This is a genomic window from Ferrimicrobium sp. (genome assembly GCF_027364955.1).
Classification (GTDB): Bacteria; Actinomycetota; Acidimicrobiia; order Acidimicrobiales; family Acidimicrobiaceae; genus Ferrimicrobium.
In genome coordinates, this window is record NZ_DAHXOI010000027.1 from 1 (window position 1) to 26,408 (window position 26,408).

Annotated in this window: 24 protein-coding genes and 2 pseudogenes; 14 read left to right on the forward strand and 12 right to left on the reverse strand. The window is 56.7% G+C overall.

The window, feature by feature from the left end:
• Positions 1 to 274, forward strand: a 274-nt coding sequence (locus M7Q83_RS12095) for a hypothetical protein (protein ID WP_298339183.1), incomplete at its 5' end; no start/stop codon positions are given.
• 154 nt (positions 275 to 428) lie between these two features.
• On the opposite strand, the gene M7Q83_RS12100 is transcribed toward M7Q83_RS12095, so the two are convergent.
• The 4 genes from M7Q83_RS12100 to M7Q83_RS12115 all read right to left on the reverse strand — a co-directional run bounded on the left by M7Q83_RS12100 (position 429) and on the right by M7Q83_RS12115 (position 4,625).
• Positions 429 to 905 (reverse strand): hypothetical protein, encoded by a 477-nt coding sequence (locus M7Q83_RS12100; protein WP_298339185.1) that lies wholly within the window; start codon positions 903 to 905, stop codon positions 429 to 431.
• A 61-nt stretch (positions 906 to 966) separates the two neighbouring features.
• Positions 967 to 1,833, reverse strand: coding sequence for a metallophosphoesterase (locus tag M7Q83_RS12105; protein WP_298339188.1), 867 nt, complete (start codon positions 1,831 to 1,833; stop codon positions 967 to 969).
• Complete coding sequence (locus M7Q83_RS12110; RefSeq protein ID WP_298339191.1) at positions 1,830 to 3,479, reverse strand: amidase; 1,650 nt, start codon at positions 3,477 to 3,479, stop codon at positions 1,830 to 1,832. The genes M7Q83_RS12105 and M7Q83_RS12110 overlap by 4 nt, the downstream gene beginning before the upstream one ends.
• Positions 3,480 to 3,749: 270 nt before the next feature.
• Complete coding sequence (locus M7Q83_RS12115; RefSeq protein ID WP_298339194.1) at positions 3,750 to 4,625, reverse strand: tyrosine-protein phosphatase; 876 nt, start codon at positions 4,623 to 4,625, stop codon at positions 3,750 to 3,752.
• An 85-nt stretch (positions 4,626 to 4,710) separates the two neighbouring features.
• Here M7Q83_RS12115 and M7Q83_RS12120 point away from each other — a divergent pair, with 85 nt between their 5' ends.
• Entirely contained in the window at positions 4,711 to 5,922 is a 1,212-nt protein-coding gene (locus M7Q83_RS12120; protein ID WP_298339195.1) for a M20 family metallopeptidase, read from the forward strand.
• 48 nt (positions 5,923 to 5,970) lie between these two features.
• On the opposite strand, the gene M7Q83_RS12125 is transcribed toward M7Q83_RS12120, so the two are convergent.
• The gene (locus M7Q83_RS12125) at positions 5,971 to 6,741 is read right to left on the reverse strand and encodes an SDR family NAD(P)-dependent oxidoreductase (protein WP_366526415.1); all 771 of its coding nucleotides are present in this window, start codon (positions 6,739 to 6,741) and stop codon (positions 5,971 to 5,973) included.
• Positions 6,742 to 6,863: 122 nt separating this feature from the next.
• On the opposite strand from M7Q83_RS12125, the gene M7Q83_RS12130 reads away from it, so the two are divergent.
• Complete coding sequence (locus tag M7Q83_RS12130) at positions 6,864 to 7,607, forward strand: maleylpyruvate isomerase family mycothiol-dependent enzyme (RefSeq protein ID WP_298339203.1); 744 nt, start codon at positions 6,864 to 6,866, stop codon at positions 7,605 to 7,607.
• 200 nt (positions 7,608 to 7,807) lie between these two features.
• On the opposite strand, the gene M7Q83_RS12135 is transcribed toward M7Q83_RS12130, so the two are convergent.
• Positions 7,808 to 8,179: a hypothetical protein gene (locus M7Q83_RS12135; protein WP_298339206.1), complete on the reverse strand. Its 372-nt coding sequence runs from the start codon at positions 8,177 to 8,179 to the stop codon at positions 7,808 to 7,810.
• A 28-nt stretch (positions 8,180 to 8,207) separates the two neighbouring features.
• Between M7Q83_RS12135 and M7Q83_RS12140 the strand changes: the two genes are divergently transcribed.
• The 6 genes from M7Q83_RS12140 (at position 8,208) to M7Q83_RS12165 (ending at position 14,474) form a co-directional block, all read left to right on the forward strand.
• Entirely contained in the window at positions 8,208 to 9,785 is a 1,578-nt protein-coding gene (locus tag M7Q83_RS12140; RefSeq protein WP_298339209.1) for an ABC transporter substrate-binding protein, read from the forward strand.
• A 67-nt stretch (positions 9,786 to 9,852) separates the two neighbouring features.
• A complete protein-coding gene (locus M7Q83_RS12145) occupies positions 9,853 to 10,869 on the forward strand; it encodes an ABC transporter permease (RefSeq protein ID WP_298339212.1) in 1,017 nt (338 codons plus the stop codon).
• On the forward strand, positions 10,866 to 11,768 hold the full coding sequence (locus M7Q83_RS12150; RefSeq protein WP_298339215.1) for an ABC transporter permease: 903 nt from the start codon (positions 10,866 to 10,868) through the stop codon (positions 11,766 to 11,768). Before M7Q83_RS12145 ends, M7Q83_RS12150 begins: the two co-directional genes overlap by 4 nt.
• Positions 11,765 to 12,724 (forward strand): ABC transporter ATP-binding protein, encoded by a 960-nt coding sequence (locus M7Q83_RS12155; RefSeq protein WP_298339218.1) that lies wholly within the window; start codon positions 11,765 to 11,767, stop codon positions 12,722 to 12,724. The genes M7Q83_RS12150 and M7Q83_RS12155 overlap by 4 nt, the downstream gene beginning before the upstream one ends.
• The gene (locus M7Q83_RS12160) at positions 12,725 to 13,507 is read left to right on the forward strand and encodes an ATP-binding cassette domain-containing protein (RefSeq protein WP_298339220.1); all 783 of its coding nucleotides are present in this window, start codon (positions 12,725 to 12,727) and stop codon (positions 13,505 to 13,507) included. It begins immediately after the preceding gene.
• Between the two features lie 43 nt (positions 13,508 to 13,550).
• Positions 13,551 to 14,474 carry an oxidoreductase gene (locus tag M7Q83_RS12165; RefSeq protein WP_298339223.1) on the forward strand — a complete coding sequence of 308 codons (924 nt, stop codon included), beginning with the start codon at positions 13,551 to 13,553 and terminating at the stop codon, positions 14,472 to 14,474.
• A 64-nt stretch (positions 14,475 to 14,538) separates the two neighbouring features.
• Here the strand turns inward: M7Q83_RS12165 and M7Q83_RS12170 are convergent, their stop codons facing one another.
• The 3 genes from M7Q83_RS12170 to M7Q83_RS12180 form a co-directional block, all read right to left on the reverse strand.
• Positions 14,539 to 14,985, reverse strand: a complete 447-nt coding sequence (locus M7Q83_RS12170; RefSeq protein ID WP_298339225.1) for a transcriptional repressor — start codon at positions 14,983 to 14,985, stop codon at positions 14,539 to 14,541.
• Positions 14,986 to 15,421: 436 nt separating this feature from the next.
• A complete protein-coding gene (locus M7Q83_RS12175) occupies positions 15,422 to 15,868 on the reverse strand; it encodes a nitroreductase family deazaflavin-dependent oxidoreductase (RefSeq protein ID WP_298339228.1) in 447 nt (148 codons plus the stop codon).
• A gap of 1,091 nt (positions 15,869 to 16,959) precedes the next feature.
• Complete coding sequence (locus M7Q83_RS12180; protein WP_298339230.1) at positions 16,960 to 18,255, reverse strand: hypothetical protein; 1,296 nt, start codon at positions 18,253 to 18,255, stop codon at positions 16,960 to 16,962.
• A 471-nt stretch (positions 18,256 to 18,726) separates the two neighbouring features.
• Between M7Q83_RS12180 and M7Q83_RS12185 the strand changes: the two genes are divergently transcribed.
• The 5 genes and pseudogenes from M7Q83_RS12185 to M7Q83_RS12205 all read left to right on the forward strand — a co-directional run bounded on the left by M7Q83_RS12185 (position 18,727) and on the right by M7Q83_RS12205 (position 23,498).
• Positions 18,727 to 19,266: a hypothetical protein gene (locus M7Q83_RS12185; protein WP_298339233.1), complete on the forward strand. Its 540-nt coding sequence runs from the start codon at positions 18,727 to 18,729 to the stop codon at positions 19,264 to 19,266.
• Positions 19,267 to 19,349: 83 nt separating this feature from the next.
• A pseudogene (gene istA, locus M7Q83_RS12190) lies at positions 19,350 to 20,880 on the forward strand (IS21 family transposase).
• Positions 20,881 to 20,906: 26 nt separating this feature from the next.
• Positions 20,907 to 21,651 (forward strand): annotated as a pseudogene (istB, locus tag M7Q83_RS12195) (IS21-like element helper ATPase IstB).
• A 152-nt stretch (positions 21,652 to 21,803) separates the two neighbouring features.
• Positions 21,804 to 22,076: a hypothetical protein gene (locus tag M7Q83_RS12200; protein WP_298339236.1), complete on the forward strand. Its 273-nt coding sequence runs from the start codon at positions 21,804 to 21,806 to the stop codon at positions 22,074 to 22,076.
• A 669-nt stretch (positions 22,077 to 22,745) separates the two neighbouring features.
• Positions 22,746 to 23,498, forward strand: coding sequence for a Fic family protein (locus M7Q83_RS12205; RefSeq protein WP_298339238.1), 753 nt, complete (start codon positions 22,746 to 22,748; stop codon positions 23,496 to 23,498).
• 388 nt (positions 23,499 to 23,886) lie between these two features.
• On the opposite strand, the gene M7Q83_RS12210 is transcribed toward M7Q83_RS12205, so the two are convergent.
• The 3 genes from M7Q83_RS12210 to M7Q83_RS12220 form a co-directional block, all read right to left on the reverse strand.
• Complete coding sequence (locus tag M7Q83_RS12210) at positions 23,887 to 24,519, reverse strand: hypothetical protein (protein WP_298339240.1); 633 nt, start codon at positions 24,517 to 24,519, stop codon at positions 23,887 to 23,889.
• Between the two features lie 67 nt (positions 24,520 to 24,586).
• Positions 24,587 to 25,198: a hypothetical protein gene (locus M7Q83_RS12215; RefSeq protein WP_298339243.1), complete on the reverse strand. Its 612-nt coding sequence runs from the start codon at positions 25,196 to 25,198 to the stop codon at positions 24,587 to 24,589.
• Between the two features lie 469 nt (positions 25,199 to 25,667).
• The gene (locus M7Q83_RS12220) at positions 25,668 to 26,300 is read right to left on the reverse strand and encodes a hypothetical protein (RefSeq protein WP_298339245.1); all 633 of its coding nucleotides are present in this window, start codon (positions 26,298 to 26,300) and stop codon (positions 25,668 to 25,670) included.
• Positions 26,301 to 26,408 lie beyond the last annotated feature (108 nt).

The following is a 26,408-nucleotide window of genomic DNA, read 5'->3' on the forward strand; positions in this document are numbered from 1 at the left end:
AATGGAACTACCGACTGAGACCGCGGAACCAGCAGCCTGCCCCATAACTGTTCAGGTTATTATTGCTTGCGTCCTTAGTGGTCATCCCTCGCTCGGGCCCGTCATCATCCGGTACGGCCGAGTGTTCTCGTTGCGCTACACCGTGTTGGTGGTAGCATCGACACGTTCACGAGTGTTGGGGTTCATCGTCACTGTTGTGCCAAAATACTGTTGTGCCAGAACAGAGGCGAAGCGTCAGCGCGGCGATCGTTGCTCTATCTACCGGGCTGCTTGACCGGGCAGCAATGCTATCGTTAGCAATGCCACCGTTAGCAATGCAGGTCCGCCAGCGTCGCTCGTCTTACCTCAACGGTTATCTCCGTCCAGGTTGCATCGATCATGGAAGTTGTCCGGCCCACCTGGTCATCGTGGCGAGACAGCCTTTCCATTCAGCTCCATTCGATCGACGAGGACTGCGACGCTCCTTGCGGATCACCACCACGGCGCAGCACAAGGATCCGTTCAATCGACGCGAAGATGCGACGATACCGGACAGAGGCGACGATCTCCGCTGCAAGAATGGCAATGGCAATGCCGATGACGTTAATCACCCAAAAGGCACCCGCAAGGAGCAACAGGCTACTGACGACAACTGTCATGACTATGGCATTGCACAGCCTGATCACGCTAAGGTGCGTCTGCCGCGCCATCAGGTAGGCAGTGGGGAGACCTTCAGCACTATCGAGGCTGGCACTCTCGCGCCGGAGCTCACGCAACCGCGCCCTCCAAGGCGCTCGTTCTGTCTCGCGATACGAGACCCACACGCGATATCCCACCGTCCGGCGCCAAAGTAGCTCAATCGCGAACCGCCCCAACACCAGTGCGACAACGGGCAACCAAATGAGGAATGCAATCAACGGTACCATCAGTGCACCATATCGCCAACAAAGTGCAGTCGTCCGCGAGCCTGACGCTCACGTCATCCATCTAGCTGACAGGCGGGGAGAGCGAGATGATCATTGGCTCGTTGCCACACCAGAGGTGATAGTCAAGCGGATCGCAATCACCGAGCATCTCTTGGGGCCAGAAGACCTGAGGCCCTTCTCCACGCAGGGAACGCACCTCAAGGTTCGGTCCTTTGACATCGATGATCCAACCAGCGCTCGCCCCAGGGCCAAGCCCACCCGCGGAGAGCTGCACCAGCTCACCGCCAAGGGTGGTCACGGTTTGGGCGTGGACATGGCCACAGAGGTAGGCTCGCACCAGTGGTTGTGCCAACAATAGGTTGAGCAGTCGGTCACGCACGCCGTCGATGTAGCCCTCATAACCAAAAGTTGCTAGCACTCCGTGATCCTTGGTCGCAACAAGGGGATAATGACCCAACACGAGCGCCGGACCATCAAGATCTTCGAGTGCCATAGAGAGTTGTTCAAGACCACCGTCGGGATCACCCTCTCGTAACGCGATGGCCAACAGTGTGAGGGGGCCCTCTTGGACGATGACAAGCGGTTCTTGATCGAAGGTCGATGCAAAGTTCGTCCGCTTCCAAGAAACCGCCTCATAGGTCTCCATGATGGGGTAGGCGCTACCACGTACCGTGTTCGCCGACAGATCATGATTTCCAGGGATCGCGAGGTACCTACGACCAATCCCATCGAGCCATCGACGGACTCCCATCAGTTGACTGCGATCAAAGCATCCGTAGCTGGTGAGGTCACCGGTAACGACGAGGAGGTCCGGATCAGCCGCCTGCAGCAGGGGGATCGACCGATCAAGAATCTGACGAATGCCCGGTTTGAACCGCTCGGGTGCGAGTTCGAAGTGCAGATCCGAGACATGCACAATCCGCGTCATGCTGGCGGGCCCGCAAGCGCGATCGTCGGCCAGCGTCCCGCCCACGGCATGGCCTGTTCCAACCACGATCCAATCCGTATAAGCAGATCCTCATGCCCATAGGCCGCCACCAGCTGGATGCCGATCGGGAGGGGGTCTTCACCAGAACTCATCGCAAGCGGCAACGAGATCGTCGGTTGACCCGAGACGTTGAACTGACCGGTGAAGCCGAGGAACTCGAGCTGGCGGTCAAGACCGAGCTTCGGATCGCTGAGGTAACCCAGCTTGGGTGGCAAACGAGGAGCAACAGGGGTGAGGAGAAGATCATAGCCATCGATCTCAAAGAACTTGGCGACGCGTCGGCCGTAGGCCTGTAACCAATCCACCGACTCGACGTACCGATATGCTGGCAGCTGACGTCCAAGTTCCACGAAGACCCGGTTATCGGATTCGATCTCGTCAAGATCGACAGAGCGACCCAGCATCCGTTCGATGGAACGCAACTGTTGGGCGATCGAGCCCTTCACGACATCGACAAAGCGGGGCTGGAACTCCTCCTCCCCTAAGGCCTCCGGCCATGCCTCTTCCACCATATGGCCGTGTTGACCGAGAAGATCTGCAACGGCGCGAACGGCCTCCGTGACACGGGGATCAGCCTGTGCTGCACGCAGCAGCGGGTGGTCGAGTACGCCAATGCGCAGGCGTCTGACCGGTTGGTTCACCTCTTCGATGAGTGGCCGTGCGAAGGCCGGCGCCGTATAGGGATCGCCGCTACGATACCCCGCCATCACATCAAGCACTACGGCCGCATCACGGATCGAACGGGTCAGGGCTCCATCGATCGTCGAACCCGCCCAGCCATCACCGGCCAATGGGCCCTTCGAGACACGACCTCTCGAGGGCTTCAGGCCGACCAACCCGCAATAACTCGCCGGAAAGCGAATGGATCCACCTCCATCGCTCGCTTGACCAACCGGTGCCATGCCCGTCGCCACCGCCACCGCCGATCCGCCGGAGGATCCGCCGGAGGAGTACTCCAGATTCCAGGGGTTCCGGGTGGCGCCAGTAGAGACCGGCTCCGTGGTGATATTGGTACCGAACTCCGGTGCGTTTGTTCTACCGATGACGATGAAGCCTGCATCGAGCAGTGCCTGAACGTAGTAACTCGTCACCGGGGCGCGATAGTCAGCGTTGCGCAGTACCGCTGAGCCGAGCCAGAACGGTTCGCCCTCTTGGGCTGCGCCCAGGTCCTTAAGCAACAAGGGGACGCCCGCAAAGGAACCGCTGCGGTTGAGCCGGGCTTCTTTCCGTGCCTGCTCAAAGCGATCGACAATGACCGCATTGAGGATGGGGTTGAGCGTCTCGATACGGCTGATGGCCGCGTCAGTCACCTCGAGTGAGCTCACCTGCTTTGCTCGGATCAGCTCCGCAAGACCAGCCGCGTCATATCGCCAAAGTTCATCCATATCTGGTCGCTCCCTCTCATCTTCTTCGAGATGGACCGATCTTCGGTCCCTCCCACCAAAGGCAACACTAGCAGTGATGGCAAATCCGCGTCCAAAGGTCCTTTCTCCTACCCTGCTCCAATCTCCCTGCTGCGAGCAACCGCGAGGATCAAGCCTGATACGGCGTGCGCATTCACCTCCCCACAGAGCAACTCCCTGCACGCTGTCTCCTGTCAACCCCTGACAAGGCTCTGTCAACGTTCACTTCCATCAGCGCAAGGTACTCTGCACCCGCCAGAAAGACACCGATCCAATTGGCCGGCCGCGAACACCGCCTATTGGTAGCATCGTGTGGCTCGCGCCTCATTCTGAGGCCCGGAGATAGTACGTGTCAACTGCTTCGATTCAAGTCTCGTATCCACAAACTCCTCCTTTGCCAATATCGATGGCTCTGTTTACGCTGTTCTTCGACGGGGACGACAGGTAGGACCGCTAGAAGACGACAAGGTCGGCTCGTAGCCGGTCGATGATCTGGCACGACAAACCAGCACCCTCGAGATAGGACTGCGTGGAGCCAAACGTCATCTTCAGCCAATGCAGAGTCGCTGCCATCGTCTCCGGATCGGCAGCCAGCGCCGGAGAGTCAGCCGTCAGCTCACCATCGCGAGAGATGCCTAACTCCTCACCGGCCAAAGCCAGGAAGGCATCGCGGACAAAGGTGGTCTTCGCGTAATCGGCCACAATGACCTCATCGGTTACGCCGAGGACCGATAACAGCAGCGCCGTCACTACCCCCGTCCTATCCTTGCCGGCATAGCAGTGAAAAAGCACAGGTCGCTGGAGAGGATCCGCCAGGAAACGTAGCGCACTGGCCAACTCATAGGGACTCTCGAGAAGATACCGTTGGTACAGTTCACCAAGCGACTGCGATTCCGAACCAGGATCTGCCAACGTTGGGCGCAGTGGCGCATGCATCGTGATCGCCACAACCTGACCAATGGGCCCACTACCAAAGCGGATGAGCTCCTCATCGCGTCGCAGATCGATCCGGGTACGGATACCGGTGGCACGGAGGCGCTCGACGTCGCTGTGGGTGAGACGATGCGGTGAGTCTCCACGAAAGATCTCCCTCGATCGAATCACACCGTCTTGTCCTACTGGATAGCCTCCAAGGTCGCGAACGTTGGCCGCACCGTCAAGTGGTATCCATCGTTCTGCTTCAATCATCCGCTGACCATCTCTCGTATTCGCAATCTTGAAGGTATCCATACGTCCAGCATGGTGGTCAAAGGTTGCCACCAAGTGAATCGGAGCTTGCAAGACCGTTACCGGTACCAAAAGCTTGTGTGTCCCACGATCATTGGTCACTTGGGCTGGTTCTCGACCAACAGACACGCGCAATAGACTGGGCGGCACAAAGGGGCAGTACAAATAGGCAATACAAAGGGGGAAGATGAGCGCACCATCATCGAACGAACTACTTAGTTATCTCGACACACAGGGGCTCATCGACTTCACCCAACGCCTCGTTCGCATCCCAAGTGTGAATGATCCAGCAACCGGATCGACTGAGTTGGGCGCGGCCCACGCGGTGATCGAGCTCGCCGAGGGGTTTGGTTGGACTCCCATCATCGATGAGGTACGGCAAGGTCGACCAAATGTGATCATCCAACTGCGGGGCTCCACCCCTGGACCCCATCTCATCTTTGAGGGTCATACCGACGTCGTCTCGGAGGGTTCACGTGATCTCTGGGACTTTGACCCCTACTCCGGTGACATCGTCGATGGCCGTCTACTGGGCAGAGGCTCTGCAGACATGAAGGGTGGGCTTGCGGCGATGCTCTTTGCAGCCCGTGCACTCCAACTGAGCGGCGAATTGGTAGGAACACTCACGCTTGCAGCGCTCATCGATGAGGAAGAGTTGATGCTCGGGGTCAAGGACTTCGTCGCCAAGGGCTACTGCAATGAAGCCATCGGTGCAATCGTCTGTGAGCCTGAGGCTGGTGAAATCTGTATCACCCAGAAGGGTGCCATCCGGCTCGAAGTGCGACTGCACGGACGAATCTCCCATGGTGCCATGCCCACCAAAGGTATCAACCCAATACCTGCGCTGATGGAGGTCTTGACCTTCGCCCATGAAACCGAGGTCGAACTCCAGACACAACACGGCGAAGACCCCCTCCTTGGAGCCATCTCCATCACCCCAACGGTCCTACAGGCTGGATCACGGGTTCAGCTCAACGTAACCCCATCCGTCGCAATCGCCGATTTTGACCTCCGGACCACTCCTGTCATTGACCATTCCCGACTCATCGATACCTTTATCGCCGAGGTTGAACGCATCGCCAAGGATACTGGCTGCCGAGGAGAGGTCGAGGTGATCGACGATCGTCCACCGACCGCCATCTCACCCGATGCGGACCTGGTCCGTTCTCTAACGGCAGCTCACCGGACAGTGCTCAGCGCTGAACCAACCTATGGTGGGGTTCCCGGAACGACCGACGGGACGATCCTCCACCGTGATGCGCATCTACCAGTGGTGGTCTATGGACCGGGAGGAAAATGGATCGCGCATCAGGCCAACGAGTTTGTGGAGGTCGCAGAGGTGATCGCCGCGGCGAAGGTCTATCTGCTCGCCGCGAGAGAGCTACTGCACAAAAGCTGATGAATTGGTCACCGGATTCGACAGCAGGTAGGCCATTCTCTTGCGCACCTACGCCGGAGGCGTGAACCTCCCATCGGCGGCGAGCCAGCCCCCGTCGACGACCAGATAGGAACCAGTCACATACGAGCTTGCCTCAGAGGCGAGAAAGACCACTGCCCCAACCATCTCCGATGGTTGTGCCCAACGTCCAAGCATGGTCTTGTCGCGGTAGGCCTCGTACCAGCGCTGATCGTTCTTGATCTGCGCGGTGAGCGGCGTCTCCACAACGCCCGGAGCGATCGCATTAGCCCGTACTCCTTGGGGTCCAAGTTCTGCGGCAAGCACCTTGAGCATCTGAAGGACACCAGCCTTGGTAGCCGCGTAAACCCCTTGGCCCGGTTCAACAACCTGGGCCCGAATGCTCGAAAATGCGATCATACTTCCACCACCGTTGGCCGCCATCGCACGCCCGAAATCACGCATGACCCGGAAGTTTCCCTTGAGGTTGATCTCGATCACTCGGTCGAACTCCTCGTCACTGACCTCCGCGAGACGCTTGCGCACATTGATCGCTGGCGTCGACACGACGATGTCAGGAGTCCCGAGCGTTGACAGCACGTTCGCACTCGAGCTTGCATCGGCGATATCGAAATGAAGACCCTCTGCTCCTGGCAGATCCTTCACCACTCCTTCAACCGCTGCATCGTTGATGTCCGCACACCAAACTTGCGCGCCAAAGGCGGCCAACCCCTGCGCCGAGGCAGCTCCGATACCGCTTCCGGCGCCGATGACCAGCGCGCGCTTTCCAGTCAGATCAAAGAGTCTCCCAAAGTCTTCCATCATGCCCCCTTTTCACTCTCACCCTATTGCCTCCGATCCCGGACTCGGCGCGGCGAATGCATGCGCCTCCTCGATAGCGTGCGATGCCATCTAAACTTCAGCAGACACCGAATAGGAGCACGATGAACGCCGACCAACTACAAACCATTGAAGGGCTAATGGCCAACATCGAGGGACTCGCACGAGAACTTCCAGGCAGTAACCCAATCCCGACGTGCCCCGGCTGGACCGTCGACGAGCTGGTCAACCACCTTGCGATCGTGCTCTCTCGTATGCAAGTTCGGATTGAGACCAACGCTGATGCGGAGCCAAACACCATGCCTTCCGGACCACCCATCGGCATGCCTCACTACGAGTGGCTTGCTGAGTCCTATCGCGCTCTGAAAGAGACCCTGCTTGCACACGACATGGATGATCCAGCCTGGAATTGGACCGGGGAGAATCAGAGGGTCAGTTGGTACCTGCGTCGGCTCGCACACGAACTCGCCATCCACCTCGTCGATCTCGATGCGGCCTCCCCGACACCATCAAGACCTGAAACCCTCGGTATCGATCCTCTCTTGGCCGCAGACGGACTCGATGAACTTGTCACCGTCTTCTTACCGAGCCGAGCACGATCAACACCTCAGCCGGTGGATCAGCCTCGCCGATTGACCTTCATCCCTACCGACGGAGTTGGAAGACCGTGGTCTATCGAACTCAATCACCAGGGCCTGCGCGCTGTTGATCTTGAGGGTTCACCAGACGCCACCGTCAGCGGATCCAGCATCGAACTCTACCTCTTTGGTTGGAATCGGCCGACAACCGGCCTGTCCATCACTGGAGACCCTGCCACCGTTCAATCCTTCTCTGCAATCCCACGCTGAATGACCGGTGTGCGTCGATGCGCACAGCGAAAGGATCCACCACAAGGTGTCCGGGTAGAACGAGAGGGACGCTTGCGGGGACCACGCGAGAGACCTGCGGTTCAAGGAGGTAATCGTCACTTCTTATAGGAGGCGCGTGGCACCAAAGCTCCGACCCAAGCGATGCGTGTGAACTCCGATGAGCCTACACATGTGATCGGTCACAACACTGGCGACATCCTGCGCTCAATGACATAACTGGAAGCATCAGCCGGCCTCAACCTTCCGATCCTCAGACGGCGACAGAGCATCTCTCGCATCGGTGCACCACCAAGATGCTCTTCACGCTCGCTGGTGATCGAGGACCCAAGTGCCAATAAGGCCACCGTGGCCGTGGTCGCGCTTGGAACCGCAACGACTGGACGAAATGGGGAACTCACCATCACCAGAAGGCTCGATAATTGATACCGATAATTGCCACCGGCATAGGATCTCTCTTCATCAGCCCTCCCATCATGGAGAAGGGCGAAGTAGTCGCCAAAACTTCCCTGATCGCTGCTTGTGGTCGTTGGGTAGGCTATGGTTACACCCAACGGGGGTTCAATAACGAGAGGGGAAGAGATGGCTCGTTCGCTTCGACATCTTGCACAGACGACCGCACTTGTGGCGAGCGCCGCACTCATGCTAGCGGCATGTGGATCCACGAGTTCAACTGCACCATCATCGACGAACAAGAGCACGCCACTACAGACGTTAACCATCGGCTCCTCCAATGTCTTTCCGCCGACACTCAACCCCACCGCCAACGCCTCACAGGCCATCGATGAGGTCATCGACTATAACGTCCTCCAACACCTTGTCCAGCTTGCACCCAATGGATCGATCGTCCCGGTGTTGGCCAGTTCGTACACGGTGAGCGACGCCAACAAGGTCTACACCTTCACCATCCGCAAAGGCGTGACCTTCTCGAACGGTAATCCACTCACACCAGCTGACGTCGTCTTTAGCATGAAGCGGGTGTATGCCCCTGGTTCGACCTACCCCTACGGCAAAATCTTTGACGTCTCCTCCGTACAGCAGGTGGGTTCCGATCAGGTGCGCGTGACACTGACAAACCCGAGTTGGAACTGGCTCTATGACTTAGCCGCCTACTCCAACGGTGTCATCCTCGACCCATCGACGGTATCAACCTTGGCAACCGATCCCATCGGAACGGGTCCCTTCAAGGTGACCGGTGAGGTCTCGAACTACTCGGTGTCGTTAGCGAGGAACAACCAATACTGGGGATATCAGCCCCACGTCTCGGGTGTCGTCTTCCGCTACTTCTCCAACGCCGACTCCTTGAATGCAGCACTGCAAAGCGGTGAGGTAAACATGATCGACAACCTCTCTGCGCCATCGGATGCGACGCTGTTCAAATCGAATCCGAAGTACAAGGTCGTCTCCAGTCTCACCAACGGCAAGGTTCAGATGACCTTGAACAACACCTATGGACCGCTCAGCAACAAATTGGTACGCCAGGCCATCCTCTTCGCAACCGATCGCAAGGCGATCATGAATGCCGCATCGGGTGGTTACGGACTGATCGACGGCACCGATACCGTGCCCGCCGATCCGTACTACATCAACCTCGCCAGCGAATACCCCTACAACGTCACCAAGGCTAAGAAGTTGATGGCAGAGGCGGGTTATTCCAAGGGGTTTTCGCTTCAGTTGGTCCTGCCACCGTACTTCTATGCCAAGCTGGCTGCTCCGCTGCTCGTCTCCGAACTCGGTGCCATCGGCATCAAGGTCAGTGTCTCCACGATCGACTTTCCACTCTGGATCTCCCAGGTCTTTGAGGGAGGTGACTTCCAGGCGACCATCATTGACCAGGCGGAGGGACGAGACGTCTCCAACTATGGGACCACCGGCTACTACTGGCACTATGCCAAGACGCCTGAGATTGCCAGTGAGCTGACAGCCGCAAATGCCGCACCCACAAAAGCACAGTGGATTGCGGGTTACCAGAAGGTACTCAAGCAGATCACCGCCGATGCGGTCAACGATTGGCTCTACATCGCACCCTTCATCACCGTCATCGACAAAAACATCGTAGGCATCCCCACCAGCGCCTACACGGAGTCCTACAACCTCTCCTATGTTGGAATCGGTGGCACGATCCCCGCTTCCGCCAAGCAGCTTGGCTACCTCAGTTAGCCACATGAAGCTGGGGCTGTCTGTCGCCAGAGGAAGTCGATCGCGGGTCGAGCGATGACAGGGGTCCATGTTGCTCATCGCTGAGCTACCAAAGGCGAGCGACGTCGCCACGCGACGTCGGGTTCACGCCCACGAACTCCAAAGGTTCCTCATACGGCGTCTCGCCACACTCCTCATCACCTTGTTCCTCGCCTCGGTGCTCGTCTTCTGGATCCTCAATATCCTGCCCGGCAAGCCTGCCCAGGTCATTCTCGGCACCCAGGCAACGCCGAGTGCCGTGGCGGCCCTCACTGCAAAATTAGGACTGAACCGCCCGCTAGTGGCTCAGTACCTTCACTGGATCCACGGACTTTTGACGTTGCATTTAGGGGACTCCTATATCTCATCACAACCAATAGCCCCGGTCATCGGAGCGGCCTTAGAGGTGACTGGTCCACTGATACTGGGTGGGCTCCTCGTGGGCCTCTTGATCGCGGTACCTCTTGGCATCGCCAGCGCGATTCGCCACACGAAGCGCTCGGGCGTCGTACTCTCCGGTCTCGCCCAGGTTGGCATCGCAATCCCGAACTTTGTACTCGGGATCCTGTTGATCATCGTGTTCGCCGTCGACCTCAAGGTGCTACCAGCAAGTGGCTTTACCACCTGGTCAACTAGCGTGACGGGGGCGTTGCAGTCGTTGATTCTTCCAGCGATCTCACTCGGACTCGTCGAGGGTGCGATTCTGGCGCGCTACATCCGCACCTCGGTCGTGGAGGTGTTGGGTGCCGACTTTCTTCGTACCGCTCGAGCGAAGGGGCTTCGGCCCAACCAGGCCCTCATCCGCCATGGGCTTCGTAATGCCAGTATCCCAGTGCTCACCGTCTTGGGCCTGGAACTCTCCGGGCTCATCATCGGAGCGGTCGTCATCGAGGCCGTCTTTACGCTCCCCGGCCTCGGAAGTCTCCTGCTCTCGAGTGTGGCGAATCGTGACCTCATCACCGTCCAAGACATCGTCATGCTCGTCGCAGCCACCGTCCTGGTCGTCAATCTCATCGTCGACCTACTCTATCGGATCATCGATCCTCGCATGGGGCTACGATCATGAGCGAACGCATCACCACCCCCGCAACGGGGACCGACGAGCCATCGCCACGCACTGGTGTGACAAAACCCTCCCGCCTGCGGTTGCTCCTCTCGAGTCCGAGTGCAACCGCGGGTGCCATCATCGTCGCCACCGCCATCATCGTCGCCATCGTCTCGATCTGGTGGACGCCGTATGGTCCTCTGGCTGTGAACACAGCTGCAGAGTTTCTCCGTCCGAGCCTTGCGCATCCACTTGGTACCGATGAGTATGGCCGCGACGTACTCTCGCGGCTGATGACGGGGACACAGATCACCCTGCTGTCGAGTCTGGGTGCGGTGGCCATTGCTCTGGTGGTCGGCGTGCCAGCCGGCCTCGTCGCTGCCTTTCGGCGTGGAGTGACCGGTGAGATCATTATGCGAGGGGCCGACCTACTCTACTCCTTTCCTGCCCTCCTCGCTGCCATCACGTTGGTGGCCGCGCTCGGTGCGTCAACCCTCACAGCCACCCTCGCCATCGGGATCGCCTCGATTCCCGTCTTTGCGAGGGTCACTCGATCGACTGCATTGGGAATTCTCTCAACCGACTACGTGCTGGCTGCGCGGGCCTATGGGCGCTCAAACTTCCAGATCGCCCGGCGACATGTCCTGCCGAACATCATGCCGATCCTGGTAGCGCAGATCGCACTCCTCCTTTCGGTGACCATTTTGGCGGTCGCCGCACTCTCGTACCTGGGCCTTGGCACACCACCACCCGCCCCGACCTGGGGTGGCATGCTCGAAAGCGCGCAGAACTACCTCTACCAAGATCCGCTCCTGGCCCTCTGGCCCGGTCTCGCAATCGCCGTGACCGTGTTCGGCCTCAATGCGCTTGGCGATGGGTTGCGCGATCTTCTCGACCCGACCCTCAAGGGACGATCATGAGTCTGCTCGAGGTCACCGATCTTCGGCTCTCGATCGACGACACAGAACTGCTTCGAGGCATCAGCTTCCAGATGGCCCCCGCTGAGCGCCTCGGTCTCATCGGGGAGTCTGGATCAGGAAAGTCCTTAACGGCATTGACCATCATGGGTCTCTTACCCCCGCGAGGTCGTCTCTCGGGTTCAGTTCGACTAGCGGATCAGGAACTCACCGCCCTTAACGAACGACGCTACTCTCGCTTGCGCGGTGATCGGATCGCCATGATCTTCCAAGAACCGATGACCAGCTTGAATCCATTGATGCGAGTCGGAAAGCAGGTTGGTGAGGTGCTCCGGATCCATCAGGGTCTCTCTCACAAGGCGAGTGTTGCCCAGGCCATCACACTCCTTGAACGGGTCGGTTTCGACGCACCAGCACAGCAAGCCCGTGCCTTTCCGCATCAGCTCTCCGGAGGACAGCGCCAGCGGGTGATGATCGCCACTGCGATCGCGTGTAACCCTGATCTCATCTTGGCAGACGAGCCAACGACGGCGCTCGACGTAACCGTCCAGGCACAGGTTCTTAAACTCCTAGGAGAGTTGACCGCAGAACATGGGTGTGCCTTAATGCTGATCAGTCATGATCTTGCCGTTGTCGCTAGTGTCTGCGAGCGCATCCAGGTCATGTACGGTGGCGTAATCGTAGAATCGGGCCCTACCGATGCGTTGCTGCATGCACCACAGCACCCCTACACCCGCGCCCTCTTGGCTACCTCGCGGGGGATTGAGGACCTTGATCAAGAACTATTCGGGCAGCTTCCGACGATTCCCGGAGTCGTTGCGGAGGCTGGTCGATTCCCTCAGGGTTGCACCTTTCGTGGCCGATGCGAACGCGAATCGGAACGCTGTCGCTCTGCGCCATCGTCTGATGGCACCCACCACCAGGTACGGTGCTGGCATCCCTATGGGACAAAAAGCTAAGTGACAAGCACACCCGCCACCCCATCAACACTCTTTACGCTTCATCAGGTCAGCCGGATCTACGGCGGAAGCCGCCGCAACGTTATCGCTCTCGATAGCCTCAACCTCACCATCCATACGGGGGAACGCGTGGGAATCGTTGGTGAATCCGGGTCAGGCAAAACGACACTCGCGCGGCTCCTAGTAGCCCTCGATACGCCAAGTTCCGGTGAACTCCTCTTCATGGGTCAACCACTGCCCGCAAAGGGTGAGCCGCTGCTCAACTTCCGCCAACAAGTGCAGATCGTCTTTCAAGACCCTTTTGGTTCCTTGGATCCGCGCCTCTCAATCGGTGCATCGATCGCAGAACCGCTACGGGCTCTCCGTGTGGCCGAAGATCCGCAACTGCGAGTGCAAGAACTCCTGCGGGCTGTTGGCCTCACTCCCAATACCGAGACGCTCTATCCGCATCAGCTCTCCGGAGGACAGCGCCAGCGGGTCGCCATCGCGCGGGCTCTTGCCCCACGACCATCAGTGCTGGTCGCCGACGAAGCTGTCTCGGGCCTCGACGTCTCCGTTCGAGCTCAGGTTCTGAATCTCATCGCCAACCTCGTTGATGAGCTCGGTTTGACCCTGGTATTCATCTCCCATGACCTAGCGGTCATTCGCCATATCTGTTCACGAGTAGTCGTCCTCTATCGAGGAAAACTGGTCGAAGAGAATACCACCGAGATGCTCTTCACCCACCCACAGCACCCCTACACCCGGGAGTTACTGGCGTCAATACCGCGATTGCCCGAATGATCGCACCTGCGTGGGATGCTCGAAGGCAGTAGACTGCCCAACAGTGTCGGATCTCCCTCCCAACAGTGCCACGTCTCCCAAAGTAGCACTTGTCACTGGTGCCAACGGTGGCTTAGGTCGGTGGTGTAGCCTCGGACTTGCCCAGCGCGGCTCCGTGGTGATCCTGGGTTGCCGAAGTGCTCAACGCGGACAAGCAGCTATCGATTGGATTCACCAACGAGTGCCAGCGGCGAATCTCGAACTACTCGCGATGGACCTAGCGAACCTTGCGTCAGTTCAAGAGGCGGCACAGGAGCTCGCCGAACGTCACCACGTCCTTGACGTCCTCGTCAACAACGCAGGAGTCATGATGCTGCCTAGGGCGATGACGGTGGATGGATTTGAGCAGCAGTTTGGAATCAACTACCTTGCCCACTACGCCCTGACCGCCCAACTGTTCGAGCGGCTGCTGGCAAGCGAGGCCCCAAGGGTCGTCTCCGTCGCGAGTTTGGTGGCAAATCATGGGAGCGTTCAGCTTGACGACCTGCAAGGACTAACCCATTATGGACGCTCTCGTGCCTATGCCCAGTCCAAGCTCGCCAACCTGCTCTTTGGCAAGGAGCTTGCACGCAGGGCAGAGACCAAGGGTCTCTCACTCACCAGCGTGATCGCTCATCCGGGTTTTGCTAACACCGGCCTTCAACGGCGGACTGGCAGAGCGAATCTTGGTCGAGTGGGCGAGGTCGCTATGATCGGCGCCAACCTCCTCTTTGCACAGTCCGCCGAACGAGGCGCCATCCCTCTCATTCGAGCGGCGACTGACTTGACTCTTGACAATGGGACCTATCTCGGACCCGATGGGTTGAAAGAACTCTGGGGCAGGAAAGCAGCCCCTGCTCACGTACCAAAAGCCGCGCTCGATGAGGAAGTTGCAAGGGAACTCTGGGAGATCTCCGCCACCCTCTCTGGCGTCAGCTTCCCCCTCTAGCAGACCCGCACAGCTCGACTACAGTTTACACAACGGAGACTGGCTGGGACGAACTAATCTCCCGTCACTGGTGATCCTGGACTCCGAGCACGAGCTGACACTCTGGACAAATGCCTTTGAAGACGATATCCATTCCAGTAAGTATGAAGCCGAAACGTTCAGCGTCAGGGAGTTCAACACCATCATCACCGCTTGGGTGCACGTCCTTAAAGGTTTGGCAATGGACACACAACAGATGATGATGCGCCACCGCAACATTTGGGTCATAGCGTTTTACCCCATCGTCAGCCAAGAGTACGCGGACCTCGCCCATGCTGACAAGTTCACGTAGGGTGTTGTAAACGGTAGCCTGACTGATCTCCTCGAGTCGCTCGCGCGCAAGACTGTAGATCTCTTCAGCACTCATATGGACATGGTCGCCTTGGAGCGCCTCTGCCACCACGCGACGCTGGGCACTGAGTCGCCAACCCCGACTGCGCAGGCGATCAATTAACTGTTCAGGGTTTACCACAGCCGACTCCATGCATCCAGTATAGGGACTCGTCGAAAAAACAGAAGTTCTACGTACTTCTAGCTTTAGAATCGTTCTAAGTCGTCACGATCCCCGCACATGAACTCAGTAACTTCCGAAACATTGTACTGAACAAGAACCAACTATCAACCCTTAGACAGGACACATCGTACCAATGATCTCGCCATTCACCAACGCGACAGTCGTTGATGACATACAGCTCTCATATCCAAAGAGCAATATCATCGAGCCTGCTTCGTTGCGATTCGGCAGTTCTAGAGCACAGCTTCAGCCATGACGGACCCGTGCTGGATGGGGACCGAACCGATATGCACGGATGGTAGATCTTTGACCTACAACCGGATGAACGGCCCCTCCACCCAGGCAATGCATTCCCTTGCGCGATCTTTGCCGACCCCGCGATCTTTGCAGTGTCCTAACTCTTAGCGGTTGCCACGAAGACCGGAATGTGGCGGGTCGTCTTGGTCTGATATTCCGCATAGGGCGGGAAAGCGGCAACCGCACGCTCCCACCACAGCACTCGCTCCTGACCCTCAACCTGGCGAACCGTCGCATCCATGAGAAGCTCCCGGTCATGGATGGTTACCTTGTCGGGATGAGCGATAAGGTTGTAAAACCAGAACGGATGTTCAGGTGCGCCGCCCTTTGAGGCGACGAGTGCATACTCGCCCTGATGTTCCACCCTCATGAGCGGCGTTTTACGCAACTTACCGGTCTTTGCCCCTAGGGTCCAAAGAACAATAACTGGGAGTCCGGTATCGGCCAGTGTCCCGCCTTCACGCCCGTTCGTGCGCTCATAGCGTTCCACTTGATCGCGAACCCACTCTTGGGTGCTCGGCTCGTACTCACCTAACAGCGCCATATCACCAGTTTAGGAGATTGACCGCAAAAGGTCACCATCATCGATCGCTCTCGAGCCAGGAAACTTGACGATCTTGCCCTCACTCAACTCCTGCCTCGTTCAACATCCGATCACCCTCCCACAAGTTTTGCAAAGACTCGACCTCGGATTTGTAACTTGACCAAACAACAGCGTCGTCTCGCATCTGTCCTGGTTATTTCTGTCAATCAGAGGTGTGTCGTGTACGAGCGGCCGTCCATTGTCAATTTGACCCTGGAGAATGGAGTACACGTTAGTGTGGTTATTCTTCCATGACTAGCCGACTGTCCTGATTGCACATTCCATTAGCACTAGCCCTGAAATGGTATTTCCTGTAAGAATTTGGACCGAGTTTCCAGAATCTCCGGGGATAGTGGACAGCGTAGCTCATGAGGGTGCCTCGAGATCGTTGCTAGAGCAAGCGTCTCCCCATCAACACATACCGGTCGAGACACGTATTAGGTGAACTAGATGCGAGTGGCCTTTCAACGGCCCTCCTTGAAACGATTCCGCATCCTCCGAGATGATCGCCGGAGAGGCAATTGGCATCTTGCGATGATCGCGCAACAAGTAGACGACTTGACCTGGCACTTGTAGCTTGGGTACGTAGACGCATCTCTAGACCCGGTCGAGAGACTGAAAGATCGAGAATCACATGGTTATCGAGGAGATCATGCACGTTTGCAATGTCGCCCACATTCGACCTTTACCAGGGTAAGGTCAGTTCTTGGTGAATTTCGCAAACGTGGATGGGGCAGTTTCGCAAACAGCCCTTGGCGGGCCGTTTGTGAAACTCACCTGAGCTGGGAGAATGCCCCTCTCATAAGGGTAGCTATCCTCTGTTAACTATGCGACTATCCTTTTTTAACATTGGCCTTACAACCACTGTGAACTGGGAGTTTGCATCATGGATGCGAGTAAGGTCGTAAAATCTCTCCAAAACTTGTGCTAGACGCGGTTAACTAGTTCTTCTTGAGCAGCGCCCAGCTGTCTGCCCAATACCCCCGAACGAAGAATGACAGCCTTGCAGGCGGGTGACGATTCGGCGGCAAGGGTCTTCAGCATGCGCGAGCCTAGCCACCCCGTCTCCCATGCCGATTTCTTTTGGAGCGTATGCGTTGGTTGCGTGCCCTCCTATGCGCATTAACCTCGAATGCCTTCCTAAAACCCTCTGAGCTCTCGTTCATAAACTCGATGAGCGGCCAACTTCTAAGCTCAACTATTGATAGTTGCCGTGAGTTCAAACACTCCTCTAGTGCATCGATGGCGGCTCGCTCATCTTCCAAGAGGATCGACTTTGCGAGGCGATAGTCCGGCTGGCCAGGGGGAGGACCCCACCTTTGAATCTCTTCGCGCAGTTCCCTCTGTTGCTCAGCATCGTCGGTGCTCAGCATCTTCTTCGCCATCCAACGGTTGATCCTGATTCTGTGATGTTGATGGTCATCCGGGAACCCCACCACTACCAGGCCGGCCATTAAGTCAGCTTCATTCCAACGGGACTCATGGAGTGCTCGAACGACCGCCCTATTCGCGAAGTCGGCTAGCGCCTCCTCTCCTGGGGCTAGCTTCGCTGCAAAAGTCACCGCCAGCAGATCGGCCAGACGCTCGAAGATCGAAATTGCAGAATCCAGGTACGACTGATCACACACCAGCGATGACCCTACTGGCGGAGGATCAATTCCTTGCGCACGGAGATAGCAGCAGTATTTGTCATCTGCTCGCCCTCCCTGATGTATGATCGTGTGGCGTCGAGCAAAGAGCTCGAACACACTGAGCCAGTCCTCTCCAAGCAATTGAGGGACATCGAGGTCAACGAGGCTCAATACCTTGTCGCTCCAGGTCTTCGGAGGACCCTCCGTCGCTTTGTGCCCTTTCTTGACGGCATTCGGTAACTCCATATTTTCCGAGAGATGGTAGACCCTGACAAGGCCAGCGATCAATTCCTCAAAGTCAGCCACCAAGATCGGCAGAATCGCCCGCCGAAGTGTGTCGGCTGGGTCTTCACGCTTGAGCCACTGAAAATAATAGGTTCCATACGTGATGGTCGCAGGGTCGTTTCCACAGGCACGTCCAAACTCTTCGATCAATTCGCGAAGTTGGGGTTGGCCCATATGATCGACCGCTAAGACGACAAAAAGTTCCAAGGGAATCGCAACGTTGTCAACCCCGTCAGACTCCAAATCGAGCCGATCGCCCTCTGGTTCTCGCACAAGAAGTGCTGTTACCTTTCTGTCAAGCTCCCTGGCTGCGTGTTCAGCCTTGAGCTTTCGCTGTCCATCTAATTCCCTAGCCAACTCTTTCAGATCGTGAGGCATGTCCTGTGAATACTTGTTGGGCTTCAATAACTCACGGATGGATTCAGTCTTCACTTCAAATCGTTGTCTGATCGACTGAATCGCGACGACCCAACACGATTCCGTCGACAGTCGGTCTGCGTCACCAGGACCGTTAGTGTTACCCAATTCCTGGTCTGAAGGCATGGTGTCAAGCGTAACCCGATTATGCGAGGTTCTGTCATCATGGCGAAAATCAGGACTGCGTTGTCAAGGATCTACGTCGTCCGTCGCTGGAGATCCCGGGAACTCGTAGCAATTACAGACTCTTGTTGCTTCTCATTCCTTCGGGTTGCCAGAGTACTGCTCGACGCTTACTCGTTATAGTTTGGGCTCTCATCCCGTTCTATATCAAACCGAGAGCGCGTGTGGCGATTGTACAGGAGTGGACCACGGTGTGACACAAGAGGACCTTGGCTTATGCAGGCATAGGCCACCCGACGAGGATCGTCCCGTGTCAGAGGCTTCTCCCAAACTGAGCATTACAAGAGTGAAGGAGTAGCAAACATGCGTGGCAAAATTGTGGAAAACTACACCACCGCCTTCGAGGTGATCGCCAAGAGTGCCCAGTGCGGTGTGGCGTTCTACGACAAACGTAAGGGTGGTAAGCCCCGCCGCAGTAATACTCTAGGGATCACATTCAGTGCAAGCCCAGTCTGCACGAACATCCGATGTCAGCGGGAGTTCGAAGGCAACGACGTTCGCCGAGTCTTTAGCCCTTCTGGGATTGGCGAGCGACTCTGCCCCAGTTGCTCAGCAATACTCCCCATTGCCTCGATCTCCGTTAACTCAACCCTCAGGCGCAGAGATCTCATTCGCGCGTTCGCAGAAACCCTGGACAAGGATGTGGCAAATCTTCAGGCACAACTTGTTGATCAGGTTAAGGGAGTATTTTTGAATCTCGACGGTTACTTGACGGAGATGCTGAACCTTACCCAGGTAAGTACCCCTCATGCCAGCGGTCGAGCACAGTGCAGATTTCGGAGGTTTTCGGACACCCGTTTCGGTCCAATCCGGACACCCGTTTCGGAGTTTTCGGACACCTAGACAGGGTGAGTCATTGAGGTAGCCATACTGAATCGGACAACGAGTGTTCCGAGGAGGTAGTTGTGTCACGTCCCCGCATCATCATGCGCCAAATCAGAGAAGTACTGAGGCTCGCTCTCGCTGAGCAACGGAGCATCCGAGAGATCTCCAAAGCCACTTCACTACCCAAGAGCACGGTATCTGACTATGTCAAGCGGGCAAAGGAGGCTGGACTGAGTTGGCCGCTTCCCGAAGACCTTGACGACGATGCCTTAGAGTCCAGGTTGTTTGGGGTTAGTGTGCCGGCTGTTGGGGCCAAACCGATGCCCGATCTTAGCTACCTCCACCGGGAGCTGAAGCGTCCCCATATGACACTCATGCTCCTTTGGGTTGAGTACCGAGAGGCCCACCCTGATGGCTATGGCTACACCCAGTTCTGTGAGTACTACCGACGATTCGCGGGTACTCTCTCGCCAACCATGCGCCAGCGTCATGTGGCAGGGGCGAAGACCTTTGTCGACTTCGCTGGGGACACTCTTCCCATCTATGGTCCAGATGACGAGGTCGAGTTCTACGCCCAGATCTTCGTCGCTGTCCTTGGGGCCTCGAACCTGACCTACGTGGAGGCTTTGGCCAATCAGAACCTCTATCACGCACATTGGTGCTCACACCCGTGCCTTTAGCTCCTTTGGCGGGGTGACAGATGCGATTCGTGTGTGATGGTATGCGTACCGCAGTCACCAAAGCTGACCGGTATGAGCCCGTTCCCAATGCAACCTACCTTGAGATGGCCACCTACTATCAAATGACCGTACTGCCTGCTAGACCCTACCGGCCTCGGGATAAGCCAAAAGTCGAGGTGGCAGTACTGGTGGTTGAACGCTGGATTCTGGCACGACTTCGCAATGAGCACTTTCATAGTATCGCCGAGGCCAATGCCGCGATTGCAAGGCTGACCTGGGATCTCAACCATAGAGTCACCAAGTCCCTTGGTACCTCACGCCAAGAACTCTTCGAGAGCATTGAACGTGACCATCTGCGCCCACTACCAGCTACTCCCTATGAGTTTGCTACCTGGAAGCGGGCCAAGGTCAGCATTGACTATCACATCATCGTGAGCGCTGATCGTCACTACTACTCAGTGCCCTACCAGCTGGTAGGGACCCAGGTCGAGGTGCGGTTGTCAGAGAAGAGCGTGCAGATCTTTGCTAAGGGAGTCAGAGTGGCTCTCCATCCCCGCAGCAGCGTCCGCTATGGCTTTACCACGGACCCCTCCCACATGCCAGCCTCTCACCGGGCTCACCTCGAGTGGAGCCCCTCACGCATTATCAACTGGGCAAAGACTACCGGGCCAATGACGGGGTCCCTGGTAGAGGGAGTACTTGAACGCCGACCGCATCCAGAACAGGGATACCGGAGCTGTCTTTCCCATCATGCGTCTCGCAAAGACGTACTCACCAGAGCGACTTGAAGCAGCTTGTAGTCGCGCTCTTTCCCTTGGAGTCCTACTCCTATCGCAGTGTGGCCTCAATCTTGAAGAACGGACTCGATAGCGCACCGTTACCAGCTCAAACACCTCCCTCTCAACCCGGACCTACCCACGAGAACCTTCGTGGTCCCGACTACTACCAGTAAGCAACCAAGAAAGGAACACCATGACCATGACCAACCAGACCATTGAAGCCTTAGGGCGTCTCCGACTTGAGGGAATGATCGACGCCCTCGAACAACAGTCACGCTCATCTGACTTTCTCACCCTGGGCTTTGATGAGCGCCTTAGCCACCTTGTCACCGCAGAGATGACCTACCGAGACGAGCGTCGGATGGAGCGACTCCTGCGGGCGGCCAAGTTACGCTCCGGGGCAAGCGTAGAGTCCCTTGACTTTCGCGCCTCACGAGGACTTGACCGTTCCCAGATACTGTCCTTGGCAAGCGCGAACTTAGGTACGCAACCACGACCAAGTAGCCGTGCTTGGACCCACGGGGGTGGGTAAGACCTACGTCGCATGTGCCCTTGCCCACTCAGCCATCCGTCAGGGACACTCGGCTCTCTACCTTCGCTATCCCCGCATGCTTGAAGAACTTAGCATTGCCCGCGGTGATGGAAGACTGGCACGTCTCATGAACGCCTGGTCCAAGGTGGAGGTGTTGATACTCGATGACTTTCTCATTCGACCCATCAGTCCAGATGCCGCCAGTGACACCCTAGAGGTGATCGAGGATCGCTATGGACTGCGCTCAACGATTCTCACCTCACAGCTGCCAGTCGCCAACTGGTACGCAAGCATTGGTGACCCAACGATCGCCGATGCACTCCTCGACCGACTGACGACGAATCTTCACCGCATCGAACTGAACGGAGAATCGATGCGCAAAGTGGTCCATGCACCCGATGCGAACGGATGACAGGAGGCCCCACACCTAGGATGAGAACGATCGATCACCGACCAAGAACCATCACCAGAAAGGAGGTGAGGTAGGGGTTAAGCGTGGCACCAGATGGCTACCGAACACATCCCACCTGAGACTGTCCGAAAACTCCGGATTCGGTGTCCGAAATGAGCGAAATGTGCACACAGCTTCGACTACCGGGTGGTCCAACTATTCTCTCGTTCCAGGCACTCACCAAAGACGTGGGGCTCGATGGACTCGATAGCGTCTTGACTCACCCTCCGAATATCAAGTGGTCTTTTGACGTGACGGTTATGCCGTCGACGGGCTCACGTGATGATGGCTGCATGACGTACCTAGTGGAGGCGATCATCCCTCGAGAGGACTTTGGCAAGGGCGAAGTACGCAAGCAACTGATTACTCGCACAAAGCAGCGCTAGGGCATCTTGCGAGATCCGAAAGAACTCTGTCTCGATGATTGAGTGGCTGGAGGCACTGGCAACCGGACACGACACGAGACATCCCAAACAAGGCGACCGATGGTCCCTCAGGGAGCGCAAGAAATGATTGGTTGGGGTTCTCTCAGTTCGCGGAGGAAAGGTGCAGGGAGTATTAAAGGTGCAGGGAGTATTAAGGTCGGCATCTACGAGTCTCGTTCTCATTTACGGGCTCGCGCTCAAGTAGATACAGCTCCCGTGTAGGAGGCTCTGCATGAACAACGCGGTGGGGTACGGATGGACCACAGGGAGGTCAGGATCTCGTGGAATCACGAGTTGCCATTATTGACGCTTCAAACTTCGCCGTCAGAGCAGGTCTGTTACGGTTTGATGAGACAACTGCCTGAGTTCATCTGAGACGGCTAACGCGTTAGTAGGTAAGCGCTAACCCTTACTGATACTGGAACCATCCCTAATGGTATTCCTGTCAGTAACCACAAACTCCCCGGCCAATCCGAGATCCTATTATCGGTAGAAGTGGCACTCGCAGGCTCCTGCCTCGACCCGAGGTTAGCAAGTGGGTAGTCCCCGGATTCCTGGCTAAGCTCGACATCGGTCAAAGAGCGGTTCCCGCAGCGCAAGGACTGGTAGAAGACAACGACAGGTTGGTTCATGGTAGCGATCTTGGAGCGAGTCACTGATAAGCACCACCGGCTTAGCATGGCACGCCCACTCCCCGACGAGAGTCTAAGAAGCCTCCGAGATGACTTCTTGGTGCGCTACTCGCACGAGACAACCGCGCTTGAGGGCAATAGCCTCAGCTTGTGCGAGACTCAGGTTGTCCTGGAGAACGGGATCGCTATTGGTGGGAAGCTCTTAGCCGAACACCTTGAAGTTCTGAACGTGCGTGATGCACTGATCTGGCTCGAGGACTTCGTATCCTCTTCTGAGCCCGTGAGCGAAGACACCATCCTTCACCTGCACTCCATCATTTTGCGGGGGCTTCTTGGTCTCCAAGCAGGGGCTTACCGACGCCAAGCGGTTCGGATCGTGGGTTCAACACATGTGCCGCCCAACTGGGTGAGAGTTCCAGATGCGATGGCTGCCTTTGTCGAAGGACTCCACGAGGATGGAGAACACCCGGTTGTCTTTGCGGCACGCGCTCACTTAGAACTAGCCAGGATCCACCCCTCTGTAGATGGTAACGGGAGAGTGAGCAGGATGCTTGTCAACTTGGTTCTCGAACGAGCGGGCTATCTGCCTGCTTTGTATTCTGCTGATGATCGTAACGAATACCTTGACGCACTAGAGCGTGCGTACAGCTACGGTGACGAGGTGCCATTTATTGCGTTGACCGCAAGAGCGATAGAAGTCGTACTCGATCAACACCTCGACCTCTTGGCGATGACATCAGAGACCGAGTGAGGGTCAGGGATGGATGAGGCAACAGGGACCTGGGCTCGATGGTGGTGCCAAGTGTTGGCATCAAAACCAGTTTGGGATTCAGGGGATGAAATCTCGGTTAAGGGCAAGAGTATGGCCGGTGGGCAAGCATCGGGTGTCATAGTAAGGAAGATAATGATAGATGGTCTTACTCCAACGATTGACGAGACGCTGGCCCGATTCGGCTGGCCCCAAACGGTGTAGGCAGTTCTGCATCAATCTCGAAGCCCGTAATGGTGATGCCGTCAGGAATTGGGGGAAATCTCTGCCTTCTCGCCCCCAGTGATCTGTCTCTTCAGCCGTACACACGCTGATCCTAAGGCTCAGGGGTGGTGGCTAGCCAACCTCCATTACGGCTCATCTGTCGTTGCTAATCAAGAAGCAGTCGTGGTAATTGTTGCAGCGCAGCGATGCCCTCTGGGCTCACAGGTTCAAACCATAGATCGTTAGACTCAGTGCCTCGGCCGGCAACGAGTAACAGAGCGGGAAGCTCGCACCACAGGACCGATGCCCCAAATGCCCACGTCTCTCGGTAGCGAAACCCTTCGGTGACAAATGCGTCACCGTCGTAGTGATAGTCAAAGTGAGCTTCCTCGAGTTCCATGGGCGGCAGCTCGGTACACCAAGGGTTCCCGCTTGCCAACCGTGTGCTGATTTCGGGCTTGGGCACGTTCATTGTGAGGTCCATTCTGCGGACGATGTTGGCCCAGTACCGGATCCCCTGAGATTTCAGGCTCTTCCCTAGTGCTGGCAGCTCTGGTATCATCGCCCTGATCACCAGGGCAGGAGTGCTCCGAGGGATCACTCCGTCCTTAGTATTATCGCCAGAGTCTCGCCCGTTTGGTTGATGGTCTCTCAACACATAGCCAAGCTCAACGGTTGATCCCCGTTGTTCTGTCATCATTCCTACAAGTTGATACGTGTCGTGATGTTGATCGCTCAGCCGGATGCCACCGACGGCGGCAAACGGAACTGAACCAAGGTTGTCGATGACAAAGACCATTAGATGTTGTTTCCTCTCACATGCTCATCAGCTTCACAAGACGTACCATCACCGCCCGCTTTGGGTTTTAGGCTGGCAATAACAGGCGGGGGTACCCGCCAAGCTCAATATCCATCGGGTCAAGAATCTGATGTAGCGACAGGTCAGGTGGTACGGTACCTCGTATGGCAACGACTACCGAGAGCTGGGTGTCGTCAATCGTAAGCAAGGTCGGAACCGAAACCAGCACCTTTCCCACTGCGTAACAACGTAGGGCAACGCGATCATTGTCAAAAGCCAGATCTAGGGATGGAGCCGCGCTTGGCTGCGTGATCGCACTAGGCCACCATGTGTTGGACCGCGCTTCCTCCTCCCAACTTTGCAATTTGGCGATGACTTGCGACAATGCGCTACGAGGGTCAACGGTGAGTCCCTGGACCTCGCGAAGATAGCCGACCTCGCGAAGATAGCCGCGGAACACGACATCAAGACGATTGGCGACCAGCCCCGCGAGATCCAGGGACTCATAGGGAAGTTGTCCATCAGGGACCTCGTTGGCGTGCTTCGGATTCCAGCGTCGCGTTTGGATGGCAATCACAACCGAGTCTGGCGACTGTAGAGTCGCTCGCGCAGACAAAAGTTGGCCAGTTTGCACGAGTTGACCATAGAGCAACGTTAGGTTTCCGCTTCTAGAGTCCATAGCGATAACCTCTAGGTTGGGCGCCCTAATTCCGATATAGTTGGACTCTGACCGAACGAAATCTGCTGGATCAAAAGTCAATGAGAGATTCCTTCTTCCTTCTCGTGGGCGCCTAGCTCCTACGAGTTCAGCCCATAATAAAGTTCCGGTGTATTGAATCGGCTCAACCGCACAAGGTTTTATAGAGACCCGGGCGGTTGAGCGGTTAAGCCAAATGGACCCTTTATCAGCGAACTCGCTGTCTACGTTTCTCGAGTCTACGGAGTCCAGCCACGATCAGGACTCCTGCCAAACTCGAGACGACGATCCATGCGAACTGGACAATTACATGTACCCACGCATCGTGGGGTATCAAGCCCCCACCAATTATTCCGACTATCACCATATAGACACTGGGCGCATACCAGTTGTGGTAATCAAACGCTCTTTTGACGGTGTGACGGATCATTGACTTCTCCACAAATCGGAACTAGCCGTTGGATGGATCAACGCTAGCGGGTCTAGCCGCTGGAAGCGGCAAGGACTGCAAGAAAGCCTGAAGGCCCGTTACTCCCACGTAGGCACCTGCAGCACCAGCGCACCCCACAGCAAACAGACGACCGTTGCTAGCCTGGACTTTGCTGATAGCCCGATTTTGTGCACTAAAGATTCCACCGCCGATCCCACAAGCTCCCACCGTAGTGCCTCCGTAGGTAATTATTGCACTCCAATCAACTTGCCCACCACAGAAGGTGACAGGTCCAAATCTACTAAGCGTGTAGCCGCTCTCGAAACATACATGGAGATCATCCGGGCCTGAGACGGATTCGTTCTGGCCAGTGGAATCCAGAAAGGATTGAATCGAACCACAGGTTCCTCCTGGTTGACAGAAAATATTAGGGTTTGCTACCTCTCCTTGGGCGACCGGGAGAATATCTGCTAAGTTCTCCGAAGTGTCAGTCACTAGTGGCGCTGTCAGTGTAGGGGTGAGGGAATCCTGAGATGCCATCAATGCGGGGACTTGTCCTGTATCAGATGGCGAAGTGACTGCGTTGTAGTCAGCTGTCAACCCGATCCCGGTCCCTAAGCTAGCGAGTCCAAGACTCAGGGCTACGACTGACACCCCCGTTACCTTTTAGGTAAGCCTCGATGGCCGAGGTTAGGTCACTGGGCCTGGTATGACTCAACTGCCCTGTCATTGATGATCCGGGGGGTGTTGTCGCCAGGCCCA